19 protein-coding genes are annotated in these 23,192 nt (G+C 45.8%); 8 read left to right on the top strand and 11 right to left on the bottom strand.

Features of this window, described 5'->3' with window-relative positions; translation table 11 throughout:
- Window positions 1-142: 142 nt before the first annotated feature.
- Window positions 143-3,226, bottom strand: a complete 3,084-nt coding sequence (locus tag KOE27_RS18180) for a PVC-type heme-binding CxxCH protein (RefSeq protein WP_215240242.1) — start codon at window positions 3,224-3,226, stop codon at window positions 143-145.
- 95 nt (window positions 3,227-3,321) lie between these two features.
- Between KOE27_RS18180 and KOE27_RS18185 the strand changes: the two genes are divergently transcribed.
- The 3 genes from KOE27_RS18185 to KOE27_RS18195 all read left to right on the top strand — a co-directional run bounded on the left by KOE27_RS18185 (window position 3,322) and on the right by KOE27_RS18195 (window position 6,271).
- Window positions 3,322-3,912 (top strand): hypothetical protein, encoded by a 591-nt coding sequence (locus tag KOE27_RS18185; RefSeq protein ID WP_215240243.1) that lies wholly within the window; start codon window positions 3,322-3,324, stop codon window positions 3,910-3,912.
- Between the two features lie 166 nt (window positions 3,913-4,078).
- Window positions 4,079-5,002 carry an alpha/beta hydrolase gene (locus tag KOE27_RS18190; RefSeq protein WP_215240244.1) on the top strand — a complete coding sequence of 308 codons (924 nt, stop codon included), beginning with the start codon at window positions 4,079-4,081 and terminating at the stop codon, window positions 5,000-5,002.
- 84 nt (window positions 5,003-5,086) lie between these two features.
- Entirely contained in the window at window positions 5,087-6,271 is a 1,185-nt protein-coding gene (locus KOE27_RS18195) for a glycosyltransferase family 87 protein (RefSeq protein WP_215240245.1), read from the top strand.
- An 85-nt stretch (window positions 6,272-6,356) separates the two neighbouring features.
- Here the strand turns inward: KOE27_RS18195 and KOE27_RS18200 are convergent, their stop codons facing one another.
- The 6 genes from KOE27_RS18200 to KOE27_RS18225 all read right to left on the bottom strand — a co-directional run bounded on the left by KOE27_RS18200 (window position 6,357) and on the right by KOE27_RS18225 (window position 10,843).
- Complete coding sequence (locus tag KOE27_RS18200) at window positions 6,357-6,788, bottom strand: hypothetical protein (RefSeq protein WP_215240246.1); 432 nt, start codon at window positions 6,786-6,788, stop codon at window positions 6,357-6,359.
- A 105-nt stretch (window positions 6,789-6,893) separates the two neighbouring features.
- Window positions 6,894-7,886 (bottom strand): GTP 3',8-cyclase MoaA, encoded by a 993-nt coding sequence (moaA, locus tag KOE27_RS18205; protein ID WP_215240247.1) that lies wholly within the window; start codon window positions 7,884-7,886, stop codon window positions 6,894-6,896.
- Window positions 7,887-7,914: 28 nt separating this feature from the next.
- Complete coding sequence (gene moaCB, locus KOE27_RS18210) at window positions 7,915-8,841, bottom strand: bifunctional molybdenum cofactor biosynthesis protein MoaC/MoaB (RefSeq protein WP_215240248.1); 927 nt, start codon at window positions 8,839-8,841, stop codon at window positions 7,915-7,917.
- A 67-nt stretch (window positions 8,842-8,908) separates the two neighbouring features.
- Window positions 8,909-9,352, bottom strand: coding sequence for a molybdenum cofactor biosynthesis protein MoaE (locus KOE27_RS18215; RefSeq protein ID WP_215240249.1), 444 nt, complete (start codon window positions 9,350-9,352; stop codon window positions 8,909-8,911).
- A gap of 31 nt (window positions 9,353-9,383) precedes the next feature.
- Window positions 9,384-9,623: a MoaD/ThiS family protein gene (locus KOE27_RS18220; RefSeq protein WP_215240250.1), complete on the bottom strand. Its 240-nt coding sequence runs from the start codon at window positions 9,621-9,623 to the stop codon at window positions 9,384-9,386.
- Window positions 9,624-9,655: 32 nt separating this feature from the next.
- Window positions 9,656-10,843 (bottom strand): molybdopterin molybdotransferase MoeA, encoded by a 1,188-nt coding sequence (locus tag KOE27_RS18225; RefSeq protein ID WP_215240251.1) that lies wholly within the window; start codon window positions 10,841-10,843, stop codon window positions 9,656-9,658.
- A gap of 466 nt (window positions 10,844-11,309) precedes the next feature.
- On the opposite strand from KOE27_RS18225, the gene KOE27_RS18230 reads away from it, so the two are divergent.
- Entirely contained in the window at window positions 11,310-12,092 is a 783-nt protein-coding gene (locus KOE27_RS18230) for a lytic transglycosylase domain-containing protein (protein WP_215240252.1), read from the top strand.
- A 128-nt stretch (window positions 12,093-12,220) separates the two neighbouring features.
- Window positions 12,221-12,667, top strand: coding sequence for a peptidylprolyl isomerase (locus KOE27_RS18235; RefSeq protein WP_215240253.1), 447 nt, complete (start codon window positions 12,221-12,223; stop codon window positions 12,665-12,667).
- A 65-nt stretch (window positions 12,668-12,732) separates the two neighbouring features.
- On the opposite strand, the gene KOE27_RS18240 is transcribed toward KOE27_RS18235, so the two are convergent.
- The 3 genes from KOE27_RS18240 to purH all read right to left on the bottom strand — a co-directional run bounded on the left by KOE27_RS18240 (window position 12,733) and on the right by purH (window position 17,010).
- Entirely contained in the window at window positions 12,733-14,352 is a 1,620-nt protein-coding gene (locus KOE27_RS18240; RefSeq protein WP_215240254.1) for a sodium:solute symporter family transporter, read from the bottom strand.
- A 166-nt stretch (window positions 14,353-14,518) separates the two neighbouring features.
- Window positions 14,519-15,376 (bottom strand): hypothetical protein, encoded by an 858-nt coding sequence (locus KOE27_RS18245; protein ID WP_215240255.1) that lies wholly within the window; start codon window positions 15,374-15,376, stop codon window positions 14,519-14,521.
- Between the two features lie 107 nt (window positions 15,377-15,483).
- Window positions 15,484-17,010, bottom strand: coding sequence for a bifunctional phosphoribosylaminoimidazolecarboxamide formyltransferase/IMP cyclohydrolase (purH, locus tag KOE27_RS18250; RefSeq protein ID WP_215240256.1), 1,527 nt, complete (start codon window positions 17,008-17,010; stop codon window positions 15,484-15,486).
- Window positions 17,011-17,227: 217 nt separating this feature from the next.
- On the opposite strand from purH, the gene KOE27_RS18255 reads away from it, so the two are divergent.
- The 3 genes from KOE27_RS18255 (at window position 17,228) to KOE27_RS18265 (ending at window position 21,920) form a co-directional block, all read left to right on the top strand.
- On the top strand, window positions 17,228-18,016 hold the full coding sequence (locus KOE27_RS18255; protein ID WP_215240257.1) for an SDR family oxidoreductase: 789 nt from the start codon (window positions 17,228-17,230) through the stop codon (window positions 18,014-18,016).
- A gap of 170 nt (window positions 18,017-18,186) precedes the next feature.
- A complete protein-coding gene (locus KOE27_RS18260; protein WP_215240258.1) occupies window positions 18,187-21,186 on the top strand; it encodes an FAD-binding and (Fe-S)-binding domain-containing protein in 3,000 nt (999 codons plus the stop codon).
- A 125-nt stretch (window positions 21,187-21,311) separates the two neighbouring features.
- Entirely contained in the window at window positions 21,312-21,920 is a 609-nt protein-coding gene (locus tag KOE27_RS18265; protein ID WP_215240259.1) for a Uma2 family endonuclease, read from the top strand.
- 7 nt (window positions 21,921-21,927) lie between these two features.
- Here the strand turns inward: KOE27_RS18265 and KOE27_RS18270 are convergent, their stop codons facing one another.
- Complete coding sequence (locus KOE27_RS18270; RefSeq protein WP_215240260.1) at window positions 21,928-23,175, bottom strand: MFS transporter; 1,248 nt, start codon at window positions 23,173-23,175, stop codon at window positions 21,928-21,930.
- Between the last annotated feature and the right edge of the window lie 17 nt (window positions 23,176-23,192).

The following is a 23,192-nucleotide window of genomic DNA, read 5'->3' on the forward strand; positions in this document are numbered from 1 at the left end:
CTAAAATTAGCAAGTTCAGGTTACAATGAGAAAAGTATTTTGTTTTTGGTATAAGTTTAAGATATCTAAAACGAAGTCCCGGAAAGTGCTTCGGGCTCAAAATGCCTTCATACGATCCGGGACAGTTACGATCCTTTTTATTTTATTTTTTCTTCAGACTTCCCAGATACTCCACCAGGCCTGTCAGTTCTTCGGTGCTCATGGCATCCTGCAAGCCTGAGGGCATCATAGAATCAGAAAGCTGTTTCATGGATTTCACCTGAGACATTTTATATTCCTGTGTGGCTCCCCCCGGAAATTTCATGATCAGATCGGTCTCCGTTTTACTTGCTACAATACCCGTTACGCTGGATCCGTCCTTCAGATTGACTTCAAAACCTTCGTATCCAAAACTGATGCCTGCACTGGGAGTAAAAATTGCAGCATACTGCCCTTCCTTTGGCAATTTGCTGCCGATCTCCGATAACTTGGGGCCAAAATCAATCCCCTCTCCGTTAACCTGGTGACAGACTGAGCAGTACATTGAAAAAATCTGCTTCCCCTTTGTTACATTACCTTTCATTGTTACGAGCTCGGCAAGTGCAGGATGTTTCTTAACCGCTGTATCAGAGCCCTCCTGATAAGATGCCGCTTCTTTTTTCACTGACTTCCGCCATGCGCCGCTCAATCCCTCTACAGCCGCACTTTTCAGTTCCCCTCCCAACTTTCCCTGTTTTAACAATAACAGTACCCGGTCCTCTCCCTTGGTGGTTCCGCCAAGCGCCTTTACGGCCTCCGTTCTCAGGTTGATCGGATACTTGCTGTCCACAGAAACAGCCTCAAGGATATCAAGCGATTCTTTATTTCCTACCCCTTTGATAGAAAGCAACGCGGCCTGTGCCCTAGCTTCTTCCTTCCCTTTAATGGTACTCCAGACCAGCGGCGCTCCGCCTTGTTTCAACAGTTGTTGCGCCGCTGACTTCCCAAGTCCTGACGAAGCATTGGCAACAGCCATATCCAGTAACCTGTTGTTTTCAGAAACAAGCTCGTAGCGGCTCAGGATTTCGAGGTAGACCTGCGTACCATAGGAAGAATCCAGCAGCCTTTTCACGGCCTCCATAGCCTCGGGGCTTTGTTTTACAAAAGCTGGGTCCAGATGCCGCAATGCGAGTTCGGTCACCTGGTTCTGATTGGCAGCGTTTCCTTTCACTATTTTCAGCAATGCCCTGGATTTTTCAGCGGCGCCTTCATTAAAATCAAAAGCACGGAAATACCTGAGACGGTTTTTCAGGTCAACACCGGGATCGGAAGCCAGTGAGGCCAGGAGAGTTACCGACTCTTTCCCCCGCGACCGCCAAACGATATCTTTTCCGGCCTGAGTGGCGACAGGATCCGCACCTGCTTTTGCCAGCCATGCCTTGAAGAACGTATCCCATTGTCCTTCTGCTCCAATGCCCAGCGCCTCAAGATACCATCTGTCCTTGCCGTCATATTGCCGGGCCAGATCGGCCCATATACCGGCGGCCTCCGCAGATTTATGACCATGAAGCAGCAAGGCGCATTCGCGTCTCACCTGCGGTTCAGGGTCTTTTGAAAGAAGTTTTAAATAACCTGTCAGATTTCCGTTAGCCAGTTCAGATGCCGCCCTTAATCCGACTATCCTGATGTCGGGGTTGCTGTCCTTAGCTGCGCGGTCAAGATATGTTCTAGGTGCAGTTGCATGTTTGGCCAGAAACCATAAGGCACGTGCCCGCATACGCGGATCTGCATCTTTTTGCTGGAAGAATTTCCCAACCTCCGACAAACCACTGCTACCCATTTTCTCAAGCGCATTCCAGGCCAGATAACGTACTGACAAATTCGGGCTTTGCAAACCCTGAAGTGCTCCGGAAGCTGTGGAAAAATCTACCTTAGGAATTCTGTAGGGGCTATTCGCCGGAGCCACGCGGTAGAGCCTGCCCCGGTTCTGATCACCAGCCTGATGCCCGCCAACCCCGGGATCATACCAATCGGAAATGATGAGGGAGCCGTCCGGTGCTACACAAACATCCGATGGCCTGAACCACTGATCCCGCTTTCCTTCCAGTACATTCACGATTTTAGCGGTATAACCGGCTCCGGCCTTTTGAACAGGATAGGACCGGACAACATTAGGCCCGGCATCACAGTGAATCATCTGCCCCCAGAACACCTTAGGTAACAGACGGCCTTCGTAAACTACCATACCGGTTGGCGATCCTGAGCCCGTTTGCAATAAGTTGGGTACCACGCCAGGATCATTCAGATGCCAGTGCCTGAATGGGATCGAGTCCTCTATATTGGTTCGGTTAGCCCGCCATCCTGCGCCGGTAATTTCATCCGTATAACCATAATTTCCATACTGCATGACGTAGTTGATCCGTACTCCCTTATTGCCGTCATCATCATTGTCCGACTGCCACATGGTACCATAACTATCCACCGCAACCTCATAATTATTACGGAAATTATTCCCTAAAACTTCGATGTTTTTAAAGTCAGGGTCACAGCGGAATACCATTCCCTGTTTTAGTTTTTTGAAATCAATGACCTTGCCGTCTTTTCCTACAATGGGTTTCCCCTTGCCATCCAGCAAGTGCCCGCCCTCGTTCCCAAAATTAAAATAGAGCTTTCCATCCGGCCCGAATATGAAAGCGTGCATACCGTGGTCGTGCTGCTCTCCTCCTACTCCCTCGAAAATAATCTCCTTTTTGTCAGCCTTTCCATCTCCGTTCTCATCAGTAAACAGCCACACATAAGGACTTTGTGAAACGATCACTTTATTTCCCATCACCCAGATACCCAACGGTGCGTTAAGTTCGGCTCCCTGATAAAAAACGGTCGTTTTGTCCGATTTGCCGTCCCCGTCAGTATCTTCCAGTATCAGTATCCTGTCACCCTCCTGATGCGTAGGATTGCCATTTATAGCCGGCCGGTAATTGTATGCCTCGCAAACCCAGACGCGACCAAGATAATCCACATCAATATTGGTAGGATTAGTCAAAGTTGGTTCAGAGGCAAAAAGCGTGGCTTCAAGGCCATCGGCGACGGTAAGCCCCGCCACAGCATATTTGGGCGAACGTTTCTGGGCGTCGGTCAGATCTTTATACAGACTGTCCAGTTTTGGACTTTCCACCATACTGGGGTTTGACCGCTCATAGGACGCCATCATCAAACCTGAGGCAATTACTACGCCCGTTGAAACGGACAATAACTTTTTAACATTCATGGTGTTGTAAAATATACTGAGCAACTATAAAGATTTGCGGATTAAACTTTGCTAAATTTAAATTATAAGAGATAAACCACCTGTCTTATACTATCATGAAAAAAATATTTTTTACGCTCGTAGTTACCGGGTTATCCCATATGGCCATCTGCCAGGGCACAGTTCCAGCGCCTGATATTCAGATAAAAACCGCTACTCTTGCCGCCCCGGAAGATAAACGGGAGGGAGCAAAAGTATATGGCTACGCCGCAGATGGTACTTTTACTGTACTGCGCAACGGTTCCAATGATATGGTCTGCATAGCGGATGATCCCAAAAAGGAAGATATCAGCGTTTCCTGTTATCACATCAGCCTGGAACCGTTTATGGAAAGAGGTCGCATTTTGGCCAGAGAAGGCAAAAATCCAAAGCAGGTATTTGATATCAGAGAAAAAGAGGCAAAGGACGGTACGATGAAAATGCCGGAAAAACCTGCTACACTTTTTGCATTATCAGGACCGAAAGATAACTATGATCCCCAAACGGGATTGCTGAAAAACGGTTATCTGCGTTACGTTGTATATATCCCTTTTGCTACATCCGAAAGCACGGGACTTCCCTTGAAACCCGACGTACCAGGTATGCCCTGGATCATGGACCCGGGTACGCACAGGGCGCATATTATGATTAATCCTGCAAAGCAGTAACCCACCATCACATGAATTAACGATTTCAACCTGCTTTTCATCAAAATTTATGGATAGTGGTAAATGATGTGGACACTGCGTTTGACAAATCATTTTAAGATCAAGATAACCTATACCCTGGGTAGGTTCACGAGGAATACTGCTTTATCCTAAAAACTATTTTTTAATGAAAATAATCAAGTACGTCGTATTTTCGGGCATTATGCTCATTTCCCAAACATCTCTGATGGCTCAGACCGAATTCCCCTTATGGCCGGAAGGTAAAGTACCCAATGCAATTCAGAACACGATTACGGAGAAATCCGCAACCGGAGCGGATGGAATTCTGCGTATCAGTGGCGTAACGGTACCCACACTTACCTCCTATATTGTACCCAAGAATAAGGCAACCGGCGCAGCAGTAATGATTTGTCCCGGAGGAGGTTATGGCATTCTGGCCGCTTCACATGAAGGCAGTGACCTGGCCCGGTGGTTCAATGCAAGGGGGATATCCGCTTTTGTACTAAAATACCGGCTTCCCAATGCCAGCGCCATGGAACATCAGCATGAAGTTCCTTTAATGGACGCCATGCAGGCGATGAAACTTATCAGAAAAGATGCAGCCAAATGGAATATCAGTCCTGACAAAATAGGTGTTATGGGCTTTTCTGCCGGAGGGCACCTGGCAGCCACCTTGTCAACCCATTTCAACATGGGTGCAAAAGCCTCTGAGGAAGCAAAACCAAATTTCTCGATCCTATTATATCCCGTCATCTCTTTCATGCCTCCGCTGGCTCACAACGGTTCCCGTGATAATCTGCTGGGAAGTGAAAAATCCGACGAACTGATTAAATATTATTCCAACGAGCTTCAGGTAAGCGAGCAAACGCCACCAGCGTTTTTGGTACACAGCATCAACGACAGTGGCGTACCCGTTGAAAACAGTATTGCCTATGCAATGGCTTTAAAAAAACTTAAAATCCCTGTGGAGGTACATCTTTATCCAAAAGGCGGCCACGGTTATGGCCTCCGTACCGATGGAAAGGGGTCCCTCGCAGGATGGCCCGCTGCCATGGAAGGGTGGTTGAAAGACATGGGCTACATGCGATAGACTTTTCTTTTAGGTAAATTTCAGGTTAAATACGGCGGTTTGCGTTATTTTGTCCAAACGATAAAATTTAGCCTTCCGCTACCTATGCCTAGCATCAACCGTTTTCTGGTTAACCGCAGATTACTTTTTTTCATTTTTGTGGTAATAGCCTTACTGGCCAGCCTCCAGTCCTATTACGGCGGGCTGAAAACATTTGTCCCGGGCGGGAAACTGTATACCAGTTTTAATAACTATATCATTTTCAAACAATCGTTTTTCCATCTCATTCACGGCCAGGACCTGTACGTGCTGTATCTGGATGAACAATTTGATCTTTTCAAATACAGTCCCGCCTTCGCCTTATTTTTTGGCGGGTTGTCCTATTTACCTGACCTTGCCGGTCTTACACTCTGGAACCTTCTGAATGCCTTGGTTCTGTTTTTTTCGGTATATTATTTACCAAAGGGAGATCTTCGTACCAAAGGGATCATTCTTCTCACCGTACTGATCGAGTTACTTACCTCTATTCAGAATGAACAGAGCAACGGCCTCATTGCCGGGTTACTGATATTTGCTTTCGGGTTTCTGGAAAGGGGCAAATACTGGCAGGCGGCCTTTTGTATCGTTGCTTCAGTCTACATCAAACTTTTCGGCATTGTGGCGCTGGCACTTTTCCTGTTATATCCGAACAAGTTAAAATTAACCTATACCACCGCCGTTTGGATATTGTTATTTACTTTCGCACCGCTTGTTGTAGTGGATATGGAGCAATTCCTTTTTTTATACAAGAGCTGGCTATCTCTTCTACAAAACGACCGTTCCATTTCCGACGGATTATCGGTGATCGGCTGGCTGAAAGCATGGTTCGGCTGGGATGTTAACAAAACAATGGTAAATATCGCCGGGGTAGTCCTGTTCTGTCTCCCTTTGGTAAGGATCAGGTATTATTCTCAATACACTTTCCGGATATTACTACTGGCATCGGTGCTTATCTGGGTGGTCATATTTAATCACAGGGCCGAATCCCCCACTTTCATTATCGCCATGTGCGGAGTGGCACTCTGGTATTTTTCGCTTTCCTCAAGCAGGGAAAATCTGGTACTGCTTTTATTAGCCTTTGTATTTACGGCGCTTTCTGCAACGGATGTTTTCCCCAGATTTATGAGAGACGAATGGCTGAAACCTTATGTGATTAAAGCGGTCCCCTGTATACTTATCTGGGGTAAAATTATCTATGATATGTGGGTGGGAAATCTGGCTCCGAGAGAAAGCGTCCCCTCCCAGGTTTAATGTAAAGGGTTACAGAAATGGTTTGCAATTCATTTCTGTAACCCTTTATTATCCGTTCTCAATGTAGGTGCTTGCCCGCAACTTGTCATTCAGTACTAAATCCGCTCAAATTATCTCCCAGCATTTTCACCTCCATTGCCTTGCTGGTTTTGAGCTGAATGTTTCGGATAATTTTCTCACTGTTGTTTGATATCTCAAGGGTGTAATCCCCGTCTCCCAGCTCTTCTAAATTAAATTTGCGGCCATACTGATTAAGATGGGAGCCCACATATTCCTGATGAAGAATTTTTCCACTTCTGTCCAGGAGACGTACGCTTACCTTTTCCCCCTGCTGCTTTTCCAACAATAATTTCACAGCATAAGTATCTTTTATGCGGTAAAGGCCAACTTTGAAAGTCTGACATTCATTGTTTTTACATTCCTTTTTAGGTCTAAGCGGCGAAGCGGCTAACTCTCCCGCAGAGAATACGGCAAGGAGTAAAGCGGTGACAACAAATGTCTTTTTGAAAATTTTCATGGCTAACAGGATTTGGTGAAATACTTCATTTTCCCCAAGGAGGTCTTCGTCAGCCAAAATGTTGCAGTGACTTTATGAGTGGTAAAAAAAGGCGTCTAAATGGCATCAGCCCCCTATTGCAATCATTTTCCGGTTGGATTCGTATTCGGTCTTTGCATTCTTGTCCGTAAAATCCCCATGCCCGCCATGTGCAAAATGTTTCCTTTGGAAGTGATTGTATATCATAGGAGCAACATCATCGCCACGCCGTAAAGGCGTGAGCAGATCCACCTCCGAAGTATCAAAAAGACAATTTTTCAATTTTCCGTCTGCCGTAAGCCGGATCCGGTTACACCCTGAGCAGAAAGGGTGCGTTACGGTGCCAATAATTCCGAAGGACCCTTTCCCTCCTTGCACCTGAAAGCGGTGTGCCGTATCCTGCGCTTCCCCAGGTAACCTGTCAAATCTGTAAAGCGTGGAAATGTTATGAATGAGATCGGCATAGGACACAATTTTAGACATGTCCCATTTATTCCCGTTGAACGGCATAAACTCGATAAAACGAACATGGAGCCTGGATTCGTCGAGGGTAAGTTTTACAAAATCATTGATTTCATCATCATTAACCCCTTTCATCACCACCATGTTAATCTTCACAGTAAAACCTTCCTGCAAAAGCAACCTGATGTGGGACAAAGTTCTGGAGAAATGGTCCCGCCGGGTGATGGTCTTAAATCTTTCTTCCTGTAAGGTATCCAGGCTCACATTAAGTGATTCTACCCCTGCCTTTTTTAATTGATCTATGAACTGATCTACAAAAACAGCGTTGGTCGTCAGCGTCAGCGACGTGGGTAGTTCTCCCAGATCCTCAATGATTTTTCCGACATCCTTGCGCACCAGCGGCTCTCCTCCGGTAAGTCTTATTTTGCTGACACCCATATTCACAAAGGTCTTGGCCAGAAATGCTATTTCGTCCGCCTGCATGAGCCATTGCGAGGGCATGAACTGCATATCTTCCTGCGGCATACAATAGCTGCAGCGCAGGTTACACTTATCTGTCAGCGAAATGCGCAGGTAAGTGTGAGTGCGGCCAAATGTATCCGTTATGGGTGAAGACATGTTATTACTGCCAATGAATGCGTTTATATCAGTGAATCAATGTATCCGGTGCATGCTTGTTTCCTTCCATTACACTAAACACATGTAATATGTGCGGAAAAAGAGCGTCCATATACTCTGTAACACCACCGGTACTGCCTGGCATGGTTACAACAAGAGTATCGCCGATCAGTCCTCCGACAGAACGTGACAACATGGAAGTTGGCATTCTCTCCTGCCCGTAGTATCGGGCCGTTTCCGCAATCCCAGGAATTTGCCTGTCAATCAGTTCCGTTACAGCTTCCGGTGTAACATCACGGGGCGACAAACCGGTTCCGCCTGTTACCAATATCATTTGATAAGACAAGCTGCAGAGGCTTTTTATTTTCTCCTGAATCGCCTGTTTATCGTCCGGTATGATACTGTAATCTTTTACCGCGATACCCATTTTATCCAGTTTCTCAATTATTCTTTTACCGGATTTATCTTCCCCTATGCCCTTCGATAAGGTATCGGAACAGACTATTACTGCAGTTTTCAAGTTCTCAGGAACCGGCTTTCTGTCACTTTTGCCCCCTTTTTTTTCAAGCAGCCTGATATTGCGGATTTCCACCCCCTTATCAATCGGCTTCAGCATGTCGTACATGGTCAGTGCCACTACCGAGGCACCATGCATGGCTTCCACTTCCACCCCGGTTTTGTAGATGGTTTTAACAGTCAGTTCAATGACAATGGTAAGCCCTTCTACCCGATAATTCACTCCCGTAAACTCTACAGGTATCGGATGACAGTCAGGCAGCAGGTCCGGTGTTTTTTTTACCGCGAGAAAGCCTGCCGCTTTGGCCATTTCAAAAACGTCACCTTTCGGGACCCTTCTTTCCGAAATCGCGTCAATGGTTTCCTGTTTGCTCACCTGCACAATGGCTTGGGCAGTAGCTATCCGTAAAGTATTTGTTTTATGTGTAATATCAACCATAGTCGTCAAAACAGTACATCCCTTGTGGTAGGATTAGCTTCCTATCCACATGTTGGTGTATTACTGATTACTTATTTTCTTTCCAAACGTACCCGCTTTCACCCACCAGTTCTTTTCCGAAAATAGGGACCTTCGCTTTAATCTCTTCTACAATATATTCCGACGCTTCAAAAGCGGCACGGCGATGCGCAGAAGACACAAAAACAAAAAGGCTGATTTCACCTGTGGGTACCAAGCCGAGGCTGTGATAGATGTGCAGACAGCTAAGTTCAAACTTCGCGAAGGCCGCTTCCCTTATTTTATGGAAAGTTTCTTCTGCCATCTCTTCGTAAGCACTGTATTCAATACCACTTACGACGCCTTCTTCCTTTTGATCCGCCCGGATTTGCCCCAGGAAAATGGCGTGTGCGCCAATTCCTGTTTTGGACTGATGACTGGCAATGGAATCAGCCACAAACTGAGGGCTGACCGGGCCTTGCACAAAAACCTTTTTCTTTTTATGTTCTTTCATTTTAAGATCAAATAGAACGCGTTTTCACAAATCAACCACCCGCGAAAGGTGGCAAAAAAGCTATTTCCGAGGGCGAAGAAATGAGTATGTTATCATCCGAAATCTGATGATTCACCGCGATCTTGAATTTCTTCCCATGCAGTTCAGGATATTTACCCTCCATTTCCCGCCTGAGATCGGCTACCTTTCCTCCCTCCGGCCAGTCGATCTGCTCATTTGTTACACCTGTAATGTCTGCAATTGCCCCGAAATATAAGATTCGAATATTCATCCGTCTGTTAACTGTTATGAAATAATTTCCTCCTAAGGCAGCAAGTGAACTTCCACCAGATCGCCCTCCGCAACCCTTGCCTGATCAGCCGGAAGATAAATCAGCGCATTCGCCAAGGCAAAAGAGCGCAGTGCAAAGGACTCCTGACCAAACAAAGGCGTAACCTTTCCAGCTTCAACATGTGCTTTCAGGAATTCGTCCCTTTCTCCGTCAAAAGAGTAGGATTTGGTACTGGGCAGGAAATAAGCTGGTAAAAAAATATCTTTACGTCCGTACATCTTACGCAGTGCAGGTAGTACATATTCATAAAAACAAACCAGCGAGGATGCCGGGTTTCCGGGAAGTGCAAAAAACAATTTTTCGTCCTTCTGACCAAAGAACAAAGGCTTTCCCGGCTTCTGCTTCACTTTGTAAAAAACAGTGGCAACACCCGTTTCCATCATCGCCTTACCCACGAAATCATAATCTCCTACAGATATTCCTCCAGAGGCTATGATCAGGTCGGCACCTTCTGAAATTTCTCCCAGCCTATCCGCAATGGCCTGGTGCGAATCCTCCGTACTCACTACACTGACCCCGGCAATCCCCTCCTTTTCCAGTGCCGCTATCAACATTGCCGCATTGGATTCATATATCTGACCGTGTTTTAACGGCTGACCTGCGGTTACGAGCTCATCCCCGGTAATCAAAATAACAACTTTTGGCTTTTCATGTACCTCCACTTCAGTGATACCAAATCCCCCCAGAAATCCGATTGCTCCCGGCCCCAGCAGTGTACCCGCGGGTAAAGCAACCTCTCCCTTGTTAATCTGCTGGCCAACATTTCTCAAATTCCTGTTAGCCACCACCGGAAATTCATGAATGGTAACTTTGTCCCCATTTCTGGTTGCCCTTTCCTGCATGACCACCGCAGTGGCTCCTTCCGGAACAGGTGCACCGGTAAAAATCCGGAATGCCGTTCCCGGGGCCAACAGCTGAAACTGGGTTTCCCCGGCTTTTGACTCGCCTGAAACCGGCAAGGTCATAGCCGAACCGGTAATATCCAGGTGATTCAGCGCATAACCATCCATGGACGACTGCCGAAAAGAAGGCAACGGCACAGGTGCTATCACATCCCTAGCCAGCACATACCCCAAAGCACCTGACAAATGTCTTATCCGGCTGGGCAATGCCGAAGTTCCCGAGACAACTTTTTCCCTGGCAGAAGTTACTGTGATCATGCTATCATTTTACCTTTCCTGATCATGCAAGTTAGTACTATTACCGATAACCTTTAAATCTTAAAAGCTCAAAATGCCTTCATTTGAAACAGATTTTACAGAATAATACAGTTAAAAATAACCCAAATAACTTGTAACCAACTGATTATCAAACTAAAATACAATTCAAAATTTTCCTATTCTTAATATAATCACATTTTCAGTGCAATTATCGCATTTCGAAAAGTATTATAAGCTCCAACGATAATTGCTTCTGTCTGCTCCATTCGCCAATTATAACTTTGGATACGGGCAAACAGCCAAATTTTATTATCTGAGATTAGTACCAATCAACATTTACACAATTACCTCTTAATCAATATTTTACCCACATGTGAAATATTATTAATTCTAATAGCGTTATCTTTGTCCCGAAAGTGATTTCTAAAAAGTCACTAAAAATTATGTTTCACGAAATAACACATGCATGATTAGATTAGTCTTTATCGCCTTCGCCATTGCGTTGATGGGAGCTTATACCCTCCGCGAAAAGAAGGTAGAAAAGAAGGAATTGACATCAAAAAACACAATCAATTCAGATCTTCTTGAGATTGACTTCTGTGGCGAAGCCCTTCCGGTATCGGAGCTTCGAATTGCCAGGCGATATCAAAATATGATCAGGAATTACGATAATCCCACTTTTCGTAAGCTGATGACAAGGACTGAAAAAAGGATGAGAATTATTGAGCCCATCCTTAAAAAGTACGGGGTACCAGCCGATTTCAAATATATTCCCGTTATAGAGAGCGCAATGAGTGACGAAGTCAAGTCACACAGAGGTGCGGGGGGCTACTGGCAGTTTATGCCATCTACGGCCCGGTCTCTTGGCCTGGTAGTGAATGAAAAAACCGATGAACGAAAGCATCTTGTAAAATCAACGCACGCCGCAGCCAAATACCTGCGCCGATTACACCGCCAGCTAGGTTCCTGGACTTTGGTAGCGGCCGCTTACAATGCTGGTCCGCAGCATATCCAGAATAAAATGACGGCTCAGAATAAAGATGATTATTTTAAACTGAGGCTTAATCCGGAGACCAACAAGTACCTGTATAAACTCGTTGCCGTAAAGGAATGGTTTTCTAATCCGGAGCGTAGCCGTGAATGGGGCAGCGGTGTTATTGTTGAGCATTTAGCCAAAATTGATCTTGATCAGAAAAATGCTGTAAAAGCAGCAACGAAAGTTCTGAACAAGCCTGCAAGGGACTCTTAGCTCCGTACAAAGTTTATTTGATACCAGGAGTAAAGAAACGGAAACATATTGCTTTTCTTTGCTGTTCAATATCCATATCTGCGGATATGGATATTTTTTTAAAACATAACTTCAATTCGCTTTACAAAATGACAAAAGCAGAAATGATCACGGATAAAGGAACCATGCTTATCGAATTTTACGATGAAGATGCTCCCATTGCCGTTAAAAACTTTGTTGATCTTTCCAAAAAAGGGTTCTATGACGGTCTGATTTTCCACCGGGTGATTCCTGATTTTATGATCCAGGGTGGAGACCCAACCGGCACAGGCCGTGGAGGACCGGGATACAAAATCAAATGTGAATTAACCGGTAACAACCAGTACCACGACCGCGGCGTGCTTTCCATGGCACATGCCGGGCGTGACACGGGCGGCTCGCAGTTCTTTATTTGCCACAGCCGCAAAAATACCGCTCATCTTGACCGGAACCATACCTGTTTCGGAAAAGTAGTGGAAGGCGTAGAAACTGTTGATCTGATCAGACAAGGTGATAAAATCCAGAAAATCAACATTATTGAAGAAGAAATAGCCTAATATGTTACCCCATAAAAAAGGCTGCAAATCGATGATTTGCAGCCTTTTTTATGGGCATCCTTGTCTTACCAAAAGTAGTTATACAGAAACGTTATGATGGCGATAACAACAGCTGCGCCGATGATGAACGTTTTATGAGGGACAAACATGGAGGCATCTATCCCCAGGCCTTTCTTCTCATCCGGCATAATCAGCCCCAGGATAAACATCACAACCACGCAGATCAGGAAAACCCAGCCCATCCGGTCAAGGAAAGGTACCTGCGACCAGTCGGCAAACGGCAGAAAATTATTGTGCATACCCAGGGCGATCAGAAAACCTCCCACAATAGCGAACAATGCTCCGGCCGAGTTGGTCCTTTTCCAGAAAAAACCCATGATGAATGATGCAAAAATGCCCGGTGAAAGTAGCCCGGTCATTTCCTGAATGAACTGGAAACCTCCTTTTTTATCAATTCCCATATAGGGAGAAACCAAGATGGCAAGGATCATAGAAACCACTACCACAATCCGCCCTATGCGTACCAATGTTTTTTCATCCGAATTTTTACCGATATAATTTTTAAAGATATCCAGTGTAAAAATCGTTGATATGCTATTGGCCTTTCCTGCCAGTGATGCCACAACGGCGGCTGTCAAGGCAGCAAATGAAAGCCCCTTCAGGCCGGAAGGAAGCAGGTTCAGTAATACCGGATAAGCCTTATCCGCATTTATCAAACCATCTTCACCCAGCATGTCGGTCTGAAACATACCTTTACTATACAGGGCATAAGCCGCAATACCTGGCAATACGACTATAACGGGCATCAGTAATTTCAAAAATGCAGCAAACAAAATACCATTTCTGGCTGTTTTAAGGTCCGCCCCGAGGGCACGCTGCGTGATGTACTGGTTACACCCCCAGTAATTAAGGTTCACAATCCACATCCCGCCCAGCAGAACCGTGAGGCCCGGAAGCTGCATGTAAAATGGGCTGGTTTTGGGAAAGATCATGTGAAAGTGGTCATCATGTCGGTCCTGCATCATCCTGAATCCGCTGACAATACCATCCAGGCCCGCCTCCTCCGACACCAGATTAATGGCCAGATAGGTGGTTGCCAATCCTCCGATAACCAGAAAGAATACCTGAATTACATCCGTAAAACCAATTACCTTCATGCCGCCAATGGTAATAATGATTGCAAAAACGGCCAGGGCAATCATACAAAACTGGAAATCCAGGCCCGAAATTCCGGAAACAGCAAGTGCCCCCAGATATAAGATCGACGTAAGATTTACCAGGATATACAGCGCCAGCCAAAAGATAGCCATAATAAGACTCACGGTTGGATTATACCGCTGACTCAGGAACTGAGGCATTGTATAAATTTTATTTTTAAGATAAATAGGCATAAAAAACACCGCAACAATCACCAGTGTTGCAGCCGCCATCCACTCGTACGTTGAAATAGCCAAACCCATGGAAAAGCCGTTTCCCGACATCCCTATGAACTGTTCGGCAGAGATATTGGAAGCAATAAGGGACGCACCAATGGCCCACCAGGTGAGCGAACCCTCCGCCAGGAAAAAATCTTTGGTAGACTCTACCGCTGATTTCTTTCTCTGATAAATCCAGTAGCCATAACCGGATACAACTATGAAATAGAAGAAAAATACGATGTAGTCCAGCGATTGTAATTGTTGCATCTCAAATTGTATGAATAGATAGTGGATATATAATCTTCGTTTGGCCCGAAAGGTACATTATTTTCAGAAAATAGTGCAAGACAATATTAATCGATACCGGTCGATATTTGACATTTTCGCTGGTATCAGCGACTAATATTTCAAATCCTGGCCTGGGAAGAAATGATCAGGGAGACTGATGATAGCGATAAAGACGTAATGGATTGGCTGGCAGCATTATTTCCCTACGCTGCAAACCTTCTGTTTCTGATTTGGCGTATGCCTGCTCAAAGGACATACCGCTTTCCATATCCCGAAGAAAACCGGGAAGGCATTTAGTACCTCCGCGCGCCAGCCAGTAGGATATCTCCATACCTGAAGTCATATACGCAAACAGGGTCCGCTGTTGGTCTCCCGAAAAAAAACCGCTCAGAGATGCGATCTGATGAAGTTCCAGCTTCTTCCTTCCATTTTTGGAAAAATAAAGCCATTCCTGCATATAATCCATATAAGTACCGGCTGCATCCGGATTATTGACAAATCGTTTGTCCAGCATCAGCGCCAGGCCTTCGTTGAACCATTGCGGCACCTGGGCCTGCGTTTTGAACCAGCCCAAACGACTCAGAAGCTCAATATGCCCCATTTCATGGCTGATCACATCCGTATTTATCCCCTGCCGGTTCAACACCACATAATAAGCCCCCCACGGCGTGCCGAGGCTGCATCCGGCTCCTTCTTTGCTATTGCAGTACTTTTCGTATTCCAGGTCATTGTTGCATACTATAATCACAGGACGGGAGTTACGGCCTGTGTAGAAAGCTTCAATGCGGGCCTGGGAAGCTGCTATGGATTTCCGAATATCGTTGTATCTTTTCCCGGCAACAGATGGGCTGATGTATACATCGGAACTGATTCTGCGAAAATCAGAAAAAGGTAAAACCTGACAATAAAATAGCTGAGGAAACAGAAAAACGTAACTAAGCAGGAGAATGATCAGACCGACTACCAGTATCTTTACTGATCTTAAAATTCGGTTCCGGATCATTATTACGTTTACTTTCAAAGAGGAAATTAGCAGGCAGGATAAGAAAACCGGAGCTCAAAAAATTCCCTCATGGAAATTATCAAACTCCGGCTCTGCCAGCTTTTATATTAATGCTTAAAGTGACGGATCCCCGTAGTTACCATAGCGACGCCGTTGGCATTACAGTATTCCACGGAATCTTTGTCCCGAATGGATCCGCCTGGCTGTACCACAGCGGTAATTCCGGCCTCATGTGCGATTTCAACACAGTCTGCAAAAGGGAAAAACGCATCAGAAGCCATAACGGCACCCTGCAGATCAAAACCAAAAGCCTTGGCCTTGTCTATGGCCTGCCGAAGCGCATCCACCCGCGAAGTCTGCCCGGTGCCACTCGCCAGGAGCTGATTTTCCCTTGCAAGTACAATCGTGTTTGATTTTGTATGTTTACATACCTTCAAAGCAAACTCAAGCGCTTTTAACTCTGCTTCCGAAGGTGCTTTTTCAGTAACAGTCGTAAATTGTGAAGCTACCTCCGTCGAAAGATCCTTATCCTGCGCCAGTACCCCGTTCAGGATTGTCTTGAACATGATACCCGGAAGTTCCACGGCATTTCTTTTCAAAAGAATACGGTTTTTCTTTGATTTCAGCAGAGTCAGTGCCTCTTCGTCGTATGCCGGGGCAATAAGGATTTCCATGAAAAGTTTGTTCAGCTCTTCGGCAGTAGCCAGATCCACGGTTGAATTGGTGATCACCACACCTCCAAAAGCCGAAACCGGATCACAGGCAAGGGCATTGTCATAAGCTTCCTTCGCCGTGGCCGCCGTAGCTATCCCACAGGCATTGGTATGTTTGATGATGGCGAAGGTAGGGTCACCACTGGCAAATTCATCGATCAGGTTCACGCAGGCGTCAACATCCACCAGATTATTGTACGACAATTCCTTGCCATGCAGTTTGTCAAAAATCCCTTCCAGATCTCCGTAGTAAGTTGCGCTCTGGTGTGGGTTTTCCCCATAGCGAAGCGTTTGTGCCGGCAAACTTGTGAAATCGTGCAGCGAATCATCCTTTCTGCCCAAAAAGAAACTGTTAATGGCACCATCGTAATGGGACGAAACCCCAAAAGCCTGTCCGGCATAATAACGGCGGTCTTCCAGATCTGTTGCGGCACCCTTAGCACTCAGTAATTCCACCACGGTTGCATACTGGCTGCGGGAAGAAACGATGAGGGTATCTTTAAAATTTTTGGCAGTAGCCCTGATCAGGGAAATGCCTCCGATATCAATCTTTTCAATAATATCTTCTTCCGATGCGCCGGAGGCCACAGTTTCCTCAAAAGGGTACAGGTCCACCACCACCATGTCGATGGCAGGGATATTGTATTGCTTTGCCTGTTCCACATCACCCTCGTCGTCGCGGCGGTAAAGTATACCTCCCATAATGGCAGGGTGCAAAGTTTTCACCCTTCCTCCGAAAATAGAAGGGTATCCGGTTAGCTCTTCTGCTGGTGTTACGGGTATACCAAGGTTCTCAATAAATGTTTGCGTACCTCCCGTGGAATAGAGTTTTACATCATTTTGATGTAAAAGACGAACCAATGGTTCAAGTCCATCCTTATAGTAAACAGATATAAGAGCGGATTGGATTTTTTTGGACATGGTAAATATTAGATGATAATTGGATTTTTGAGATATTAAAATCTCATTCTTATGTTTATCAGATTGTGAAGAGCTGGCAAACGGATATACACCTTCCGCCGCACCTGCCTTACTGCTGAAAAATAAGTCGCAAAGATAACTGAAAATAAGGTATTAGAAATAAAATGAAAGGCAGTAAATCTATGAAAGTACCTGCCTGCTAAAATTAAGAACAACTATGGATCTTAACCTTAAGGGAAAAACGGCATTGGTTTGCGGGAGTACACAGGGAATTGGCCTGGCAACTGCGGTAGAACTTGCGCTTCTGGGCGCAAACGTGACTTTAATAGCAAGAAATGAAAACGCGCTGAGAGACGCCGTCAACAGGCTCGACATCACACACGGCCAGCTGCACCGCTACCTGGTAGCCGATTTTGCCGACACATCGGTGGTGAAGGAGGCCATTGAAAATTATCTGCGACTTTGTCCGGAGGTTCATATTCTGGTCAACAACACAGGCGGACCTGCCGGAGGGCCTATCATTGATGCCGATACCGAACAGTTTGTTAAAACTTTCCAGATGCATCTGATCAACAATCAAATCCTGACCCAGGCCGTGGTACCTGCCATGAAAAAAGCTGGTTATGGACGGATTGTCAACATTATCAGTACTTCCGTGAAACAGCCCATCCCCGGCTTGGGTGTTTCCAATACCATCCGCGGTGCCGTGGCCAGCTGGTCCAAAACACTTTCAGTTGAACTGGGACCCTATGGCATTACCACCAACAATGTACTGCCCGGCTACACCAAAACTGCCAGGCTGGACACTACCCTTACCATGAGAAGCAATGAGCAAGGCAAAACAAGGGAAGAAATAACAGAACAAATAGAAGCCACGATTCCCATCCGACGCTTTACAGAAGCGCCGGAAGTCGGTGCAGCGGCTGCATTTCTGTGCACACCCGCCGCCGCCAGTATCAACGGTATCAATTTGCCAGTAGATGGCGGGAAAACAGAGAGTTTGTAAATACCCAAACTTTTGTGCACAAAAAACCAGGCACATCTTGAATATTAAAATCAAATTTGCTGTTACATCATTTTTCTATATCCATTCAATCCGATTGGCGATTTAACAGTGCAACAAAAGCTACAACTGTGTAACTTTGCCTTTAGATTTCTCATTGCATATCCGCTTATATGATGCCGCAAACAGCTGTTGATGATTCTACCCTCCGTAAACTTGCCGAGACCATTGAAGGCGATTTATTTCTGGATGAAACCATTCGTACCCTTTACGCAACTGACGCCTCTGCCTATCGCGAAATGCCCCTGGCGGTGGCCATACCAAAGCATATTACCGATATCAGGAACCTGATCTCCTTCGCTAATAAAAATCATATCTCTCTTATTCCAAGAACAGCGGGCACCTCGCTTGCCGGGCAGGTGGTAGGAAACGGTATCGTAGTGGATGTTTCAAAAAACTTCACTAAAATACTGGAAATCAACCAGGAAGAACATTGGGTAAGGGTTCAGCCTGGTGTGGTTCGTGACGAGCTGAATATGGCTCTTAAGCCCTATGGCCTGTACTTTGGTCCCGAAACTTCTACTGCCAACCGGGCCATGATCGGCGGGATGGTTGGGAATAATTCCTGCGGATCTAACAGTATCGTTTATGGAAGTGCCAGGGAGCATACGCTGGAAGTAAAAGCCATACTGGCGGATGGCACCGATGCCGAATTTAAACAACTCAACGCTGCCGAATATGCGGATCTACTCAGTGCTGCGCGAAGTAAAAACGGCAGTGCCTCCTTACTGGATAAAATTTATCTTTCCACAGACAGCATACTTGCTTCGGATAATAACCAAGAGGAAATCCGAAAAAACTTCCCGAAACCCAGCATCAGCAGACGTAATACAGGCTATGCGCTGGATATGCTCCTGAACATGGAACCTTATTCCCAACAGGAAAACGCAGAAGAAGCCAGGCCTTTTAATATGTGCAGTCTCATTGCGGGTTCGGAAGGTACGCTTTGTTTTTTGACAGAAATCAAACTAAACCTCGTACCGCTGCCCCCTAAAACGCAGGGCCTGGTATGCGTGCATTGTAATTCTATTGATGAAGCTTTACGAGCGACTGTCCTGACGCTTAAGTACCAGCCTCATGCCGTGGAACTTATTGACGACTACGTACTTGAATGCGCCAGTACCAATGCCGAACAAAAGAAAAATGCCTTTTTTGTAATGAATAAGCCGGACGGCAGCTTTCCTGCTATTCTCGTAGCCGACCTCTCACGCGAAACAAAGGAGGAAGTTGAAGCCTTGGCTGCGGCTTTAACAGCAGAGCTCATGGAAGCCGGAATCGGGTTTCACTATCCGCTTTTATTTGGAGAGGACACCAAAAAAATATGGAGCTTGCGTAAAGCGGGGCTCGGCTTGCTGGCTAATATTCCGGGCGATGAAAAGGCAGTGGCGGTCATAGAAGACACGGCGGTAGATGTATACGACCAGCCTGATTACATCAGGGATTTCAATATAATTCTCAAGAAACATGGCATGTCAGCGGTGCATTACGCACATGCAGGGACAGGAGAATTACACCTTCGCCCGATTATAAATCTCAAAACTTCGGAAGGACATCGCCAGTTCAGGATGATCGCCGAAGAAATTGCAACACTGGTTAAAAAATATGACGGGTCACTGTCCGGCGAGCATGGCGACGGGCGTCTGAGAGGTGAATTTATTCCTAAGATGGTCGGTGAACATAACTATAACCTGTTTAAGGAAATTAAAAAGGCCTGGGACCCCAACAATATTTTCAATCCCGGAAAAATTGTTGATACAGCCCCTATGGATACTTTTCTCCGTTATGAGGCCGACCAGCAAACACCTGAATTCAAGACCCATTTCAGATTTCACGATCAGACAATACTTCAGCATGCCGAGCAATGTAACGGCTCCGGCGACTGCCGTAAAACCCAGCTGAGCGGCGGAACCATGTGCCCAAGTTTCATGGCAACGCGCAATGAAAAGGATACCACAAGAGCCCGGGCAAACATTCTGCGCGAGATGCTCACCCGTTCTCCAAAAGAGAACAGGTTTGACAATAAGGCCATCAAGGAAGTTTATGATTTATGCCTAGCCTGCAAAGGCTGCAAAGGCGAATGCCCGTCCAATGTGGATGTTGCCAAGCTTAAAATGGAGTTCCTACAGCAATATCATGATGTGCACGGAGTACCGCTAAGGTCATGGCTGGTGGGCAATTTCTCCAAAATGACCGGACTCGCAAGCTATGTTCCCTGGGCTTATAACCTGGTTTATAAAAATGCCCCATTGCGCCGGATTGCCAACCGGATCGTTGGCTTTCACCCTGACCGGACCATGCCTTTGCTGCACGACACTACCCTGAAAGGCTGGTGGAAGAACAAAGTAAAAAAGGAGGTATCAAGCACAAAAAATGCGAAAAACCAACCAAAGGTTTATCTGTTTTGTGACGAATTTACCAATTATAACGATGTTGAGATTGGCAAGAAATCCATACTCGCGCTGGAAAAATTAGGGTACGAGGTAATCATTCCCGAACATGGCCCCTCAGGCAGACCTCAGCTGTCAAAAGGATTACTCAGGGATGCAAAGAAATTGGCTGAAAACAATATCAAACTACTTAAAGATATCATATCCTACGATACGCCGTTGGTGGGTATAGAGCCATCGGCGATCCTCACGTTCCGCGACGAATACCCCGACCTTGTGGGAGACGAATGGGTGGAAGAAGCGAAAAAACTGGCTATGAATGCCCTGCAGTTTGACGAATTCATCGCCCGCGAAATGGAACTGAAAAAGATTACTAAAAATCAGTTTACAAAAGAAAAACGGCTCATCAAGCTTCATGGGCACTGTCAGCAGAAAGCCATTTCCAGCGTGGTACCAACTAAAAAAATGCTTTCGCTGCCTGAAAATTATACCGTTCAGCTGATCCCATCAGGTTGCTGCGGCATGGCCGGTTCATTTGGGTATGAAACGGAGCATTACGACCTTTCCATGCAGATAGGTGAGCTGGTCCTGTTCCCGGCCGTGAGACAGCAACCCGAAGAGGTGATCATCGCCGCGCCCGGCACCAGCTGCAGGCATCAGATTCATGACGGAACGGGACGAAAGGCATTACACCCCGCAGAAATACTTTGGGATGCTTTGGTTTAAATTTTTCAAACCGTATTATTGATCGTACCCTAATTTGAATTACCTATTTAATTTCAAAGGATATCTGTAACTTAGAGTTATCGTATTCATTACACTTAAAGAATTCGTCATCAAATCCCGGAATCATGACACTGGCTGTTAGTAGCTCGCTTGCTGAATACCAGAATGAACTGCGTCTTGACTTGCTCATAGACATGGATGATGATGCATTTTTCGAATTCTGTCAACGTAATCCTGAACTTCGTTTTGAGCGCAATCCAGACGGAACAATCATCATTATGCCTTTAACAGGAGGAAAAACGGGAATCAGAAATTCGGAGCTTTCTTTTGAAGTGGTTTTATGGAACCGGGCCCGTCGGCTAGGACAGGTGTTTGACTCCTCAACCGGATTCAGATTCCCTAATGGTGCTATGCGTTCCCCTGATATTGCCTGGATAAGTAATCAGAAATGGGATTTACTGACAGCCAGGGAACAGGAAAAATTTCCGCCTGTTTCTCCTGAATTCATTGTGGAGCTAATGTCTGCAAATGACAAGCTCAAACAGGCCCAGGCAAAAATGACTGAATATATTGAAAATGGTGTGCTGCTTGCATGGCTTATCAATCCTAAGGATCAGGAAGCGTATGTCTATCGGAGCAATGGTTCTACCCATCATATTACAGATTTTGATCAATACTTATCCGGGGAAGACATATTACCTGATTTCAAGTTCGACCTCCGGCTGCTTAAATAAAAGCTTATCAGGATTCCTCATAATTCAAATCCTTTCCGTAAGTCTCTTCCATTTTCCAGAGGGAAAAAACGGCGAGACAAAAACAGATGATTCCCACCATCGCGCCCGCGTGCAAAACTCCCCATTCCGGTTTAAGGTACTGATAAAGAGGCAGCGTTAGCAGCACCGTTGCCCGGACATTATTGGCAACGGAAGTAGTTACCGTAGCTCTGAGATTGGTCCCGAACTGCTCCGCTGTGGTGGTCAGAAACATAGCGATATATCCTATTGAAAATCCCAGTACCGCGTAACAAGTATATAACGTTTCTACTTTTTGGATCCCTCCGTAGATAAGATAAACGGTAGCCATAAAAGTCATTACCATCATCAAGAGGATCGCTTTCTTTCTGGACCTGAGCCACTGGCTAAGAAAGCCGCTGAAAAAATCACCGGTTACCACACCAAGATAGGTATACAATACGCAATTGCCTGCCTGAACCTCGCCTGTTATGCCCAGCGCCTTTGCGAATTCATTCCCGAAGGTAGCGTAAATACCTATGACCATGTAAGTTGGCAATCCTATACCCATGCAGCGAAGATACCTGATGAACCTCGGCCACTTTGTAAAGATTGACCACCATTGTACTGCCCTGGCTTTTGTTTTCCTGATACTTTCATCAAACAAAAGGGATTCGAGCACATTCACCCGCAAACCAAGTAAGATGATCCCCATTCCACCTCCAATAAAGTAAGCAGTGCGCCAGTCGGTGAGTTTTACAGCAAAAAAAGCAGCTATGGCGCCGAGCAATCCCACGCCGGCAACAATAGATGCTCCGTACCCTCTTAAACGCCCCGGAAGTATCTCAGAAATCAGCGTAATGCCAGCGCCCAATTCTCCAGCAAGACCCACTCCGGCAATAAATCTCAAAACAGAATACAAGTCGACATTATTGGTAAAACCACATGCAATATTGGCCAGCGAGTAGGTCATTATGGAGCCAAAAAGAACCGAACGCCTTCCCAGTTTATCCCCGAGAATGCCCCACATAAATCCGCCGATCAGCAACCCGGCCTGCTGCCAGTTATACACTTGAGACCCTACGGTTGATATCTGTTCTTCAGAAAGGCCCAGATCCTTAAGGCTAGGCACCCTGACTATATTAAAAAGAAGCAGGTCATAAACATCCACAAAATAACCGAGTGATACGACTATTACCGGCAGGGAAAAAACAGAGTTGACTTTATAACGACTGACAAGTGAGGTACCTGGGTTCATGCTTTTGATAAGCGGAT

The organism is Dyadobacter sp. CECT 9275, from assembly GCF_907164905.1.
Lineage (GTDB): Bacteria > Bacteroidota > Bacteroidia > Cytophagales > Spirosomataceae > Dyadobacter > Dyadobacter helix.

Coding starts and splice junctions, on each gene's coding strand:
- KOE27_RS18260 (WP_215240258.1), top strand. CDS start 18,187: ATGATGCCGCAAACAGCTGTTGATGATTCTACCCTCCGTAAACTTGCC.
- KOE27_RS18220 (WP_215240250.1), bottom strand. CDS start 9,623: ATGAATATTCGAATCTTATATTTCGGGGCAATTGCAGACATTACAGGT.
- KOE27_RS18195 (WP_215240245.1), top strand. CDS start 5,087: ATGCCTAGCATCAACCGTTTTCTGGTTAACCGCAGATTACTTTTTTTC.
- KOE27_RS18225 (WP_215240251.1), bottom strand. CDS start 10,843: ATGATCACAGTAACTTCTGCCAGGGAAAAAGTTGTCTCGGGAACTTCG.
- KOE27_RS18190 (WP_215240244.1), top strand. CDS start 4,079: ATGAAAATAATCAAGTACGTCGTATTTTCGGGCATTATGCTCATTTCC.
- KOE27_RS18230 (WP_215240252.1), top strand. CDS start 11,310: ATGATTAGATTAGTCTTTATCGCCTTCGCCATTGCGTTGATGGGAGCT.
- KOE27_RS18240 (WP_215240254.1), bottom strand. CDS start 14,352: ATGCAACAATTACAATCGCTGGACTACATCGTATTTTTCTTCTATTTC.
- KOE27_RS18185 (WP_215240243.1), top strand. CDS start 3,322: ATGAAAAAAATATTTTTTACGCTCGTAGTTACCGGGTTATCCCATATG.
- KOE27_RS18215 (WP_215240249.1), bottom strand. CDS start 9,352: ATGAAAGAACATAAAAAGAAAAAGGTTTTTGTGCAAGGCCCGGTCAGC.
- KOE27_RS18270 (WP_215240260.1), bottom strand. CDS start 23,175: ATGAACCCAGGTACCTCACTTGTCAGTCGTTATAAAGTCAACTCTGTT.
- moaCB (WP_215240248.1), bottom strand. CDS start 8,841: ATGGTTGATATTACACATAAAACAAATACTTTACGGATAGCTACTGCC.
- purH (WP_215240256.1), bottom strand. CDS start 17,010: ATGTCCAAAAAAATCCAATCCGCTCTTATATCTGTTTACTATAAGGAT.
- KOE27_RS18200 (WP_215240246.1), bottom strand. CDS start 6,788: ATGAAAATTTTCAAAAAGACATTTGTTGTCACCGCTTTACTCCTTGCC.
- KOE27_RS18255 (WP_215240257.1), top strand. CDS start 17,228: ATGGATCTTAACCTTAAGGGAAAAACGGCATTGGTTTGCGGGAGTACA.
- moaA (WP_215240247.1), bottom strand. CDS start 7,886: ATGTCTTCACCCATAACGGATACATTTGGCCGCACTCACACTTACCTG.
- KOE27_RS18235 (WP_215240253.1), top strand. CDS start 12,221: ATGACAAAAGCAGAAATGATCACGGATAAAGGAACCATGCTTATCGAA.
- KOE27_RS18245 (WP_215240255.1), bottom strand. CDS start 15,376: ATGATCCGGAACCGAATTTTAAGATCAGTAAAGATACTGGTAGTCGGT.
- KOE27_RS18180 (WP_215240242.1), bottom strand. CDS start 3,226: ATGAATGTTAAAAAGTTATTGTCCGTTTCAACGGGCGTAGTAATTGCC.
- KOE27_RS18265 (WP_215240259.1), top strand. CDS start 21,312: ATGACACTGGCTGTTAGTAGCTCGCTTGCTGAATACCAGAATGAACTG.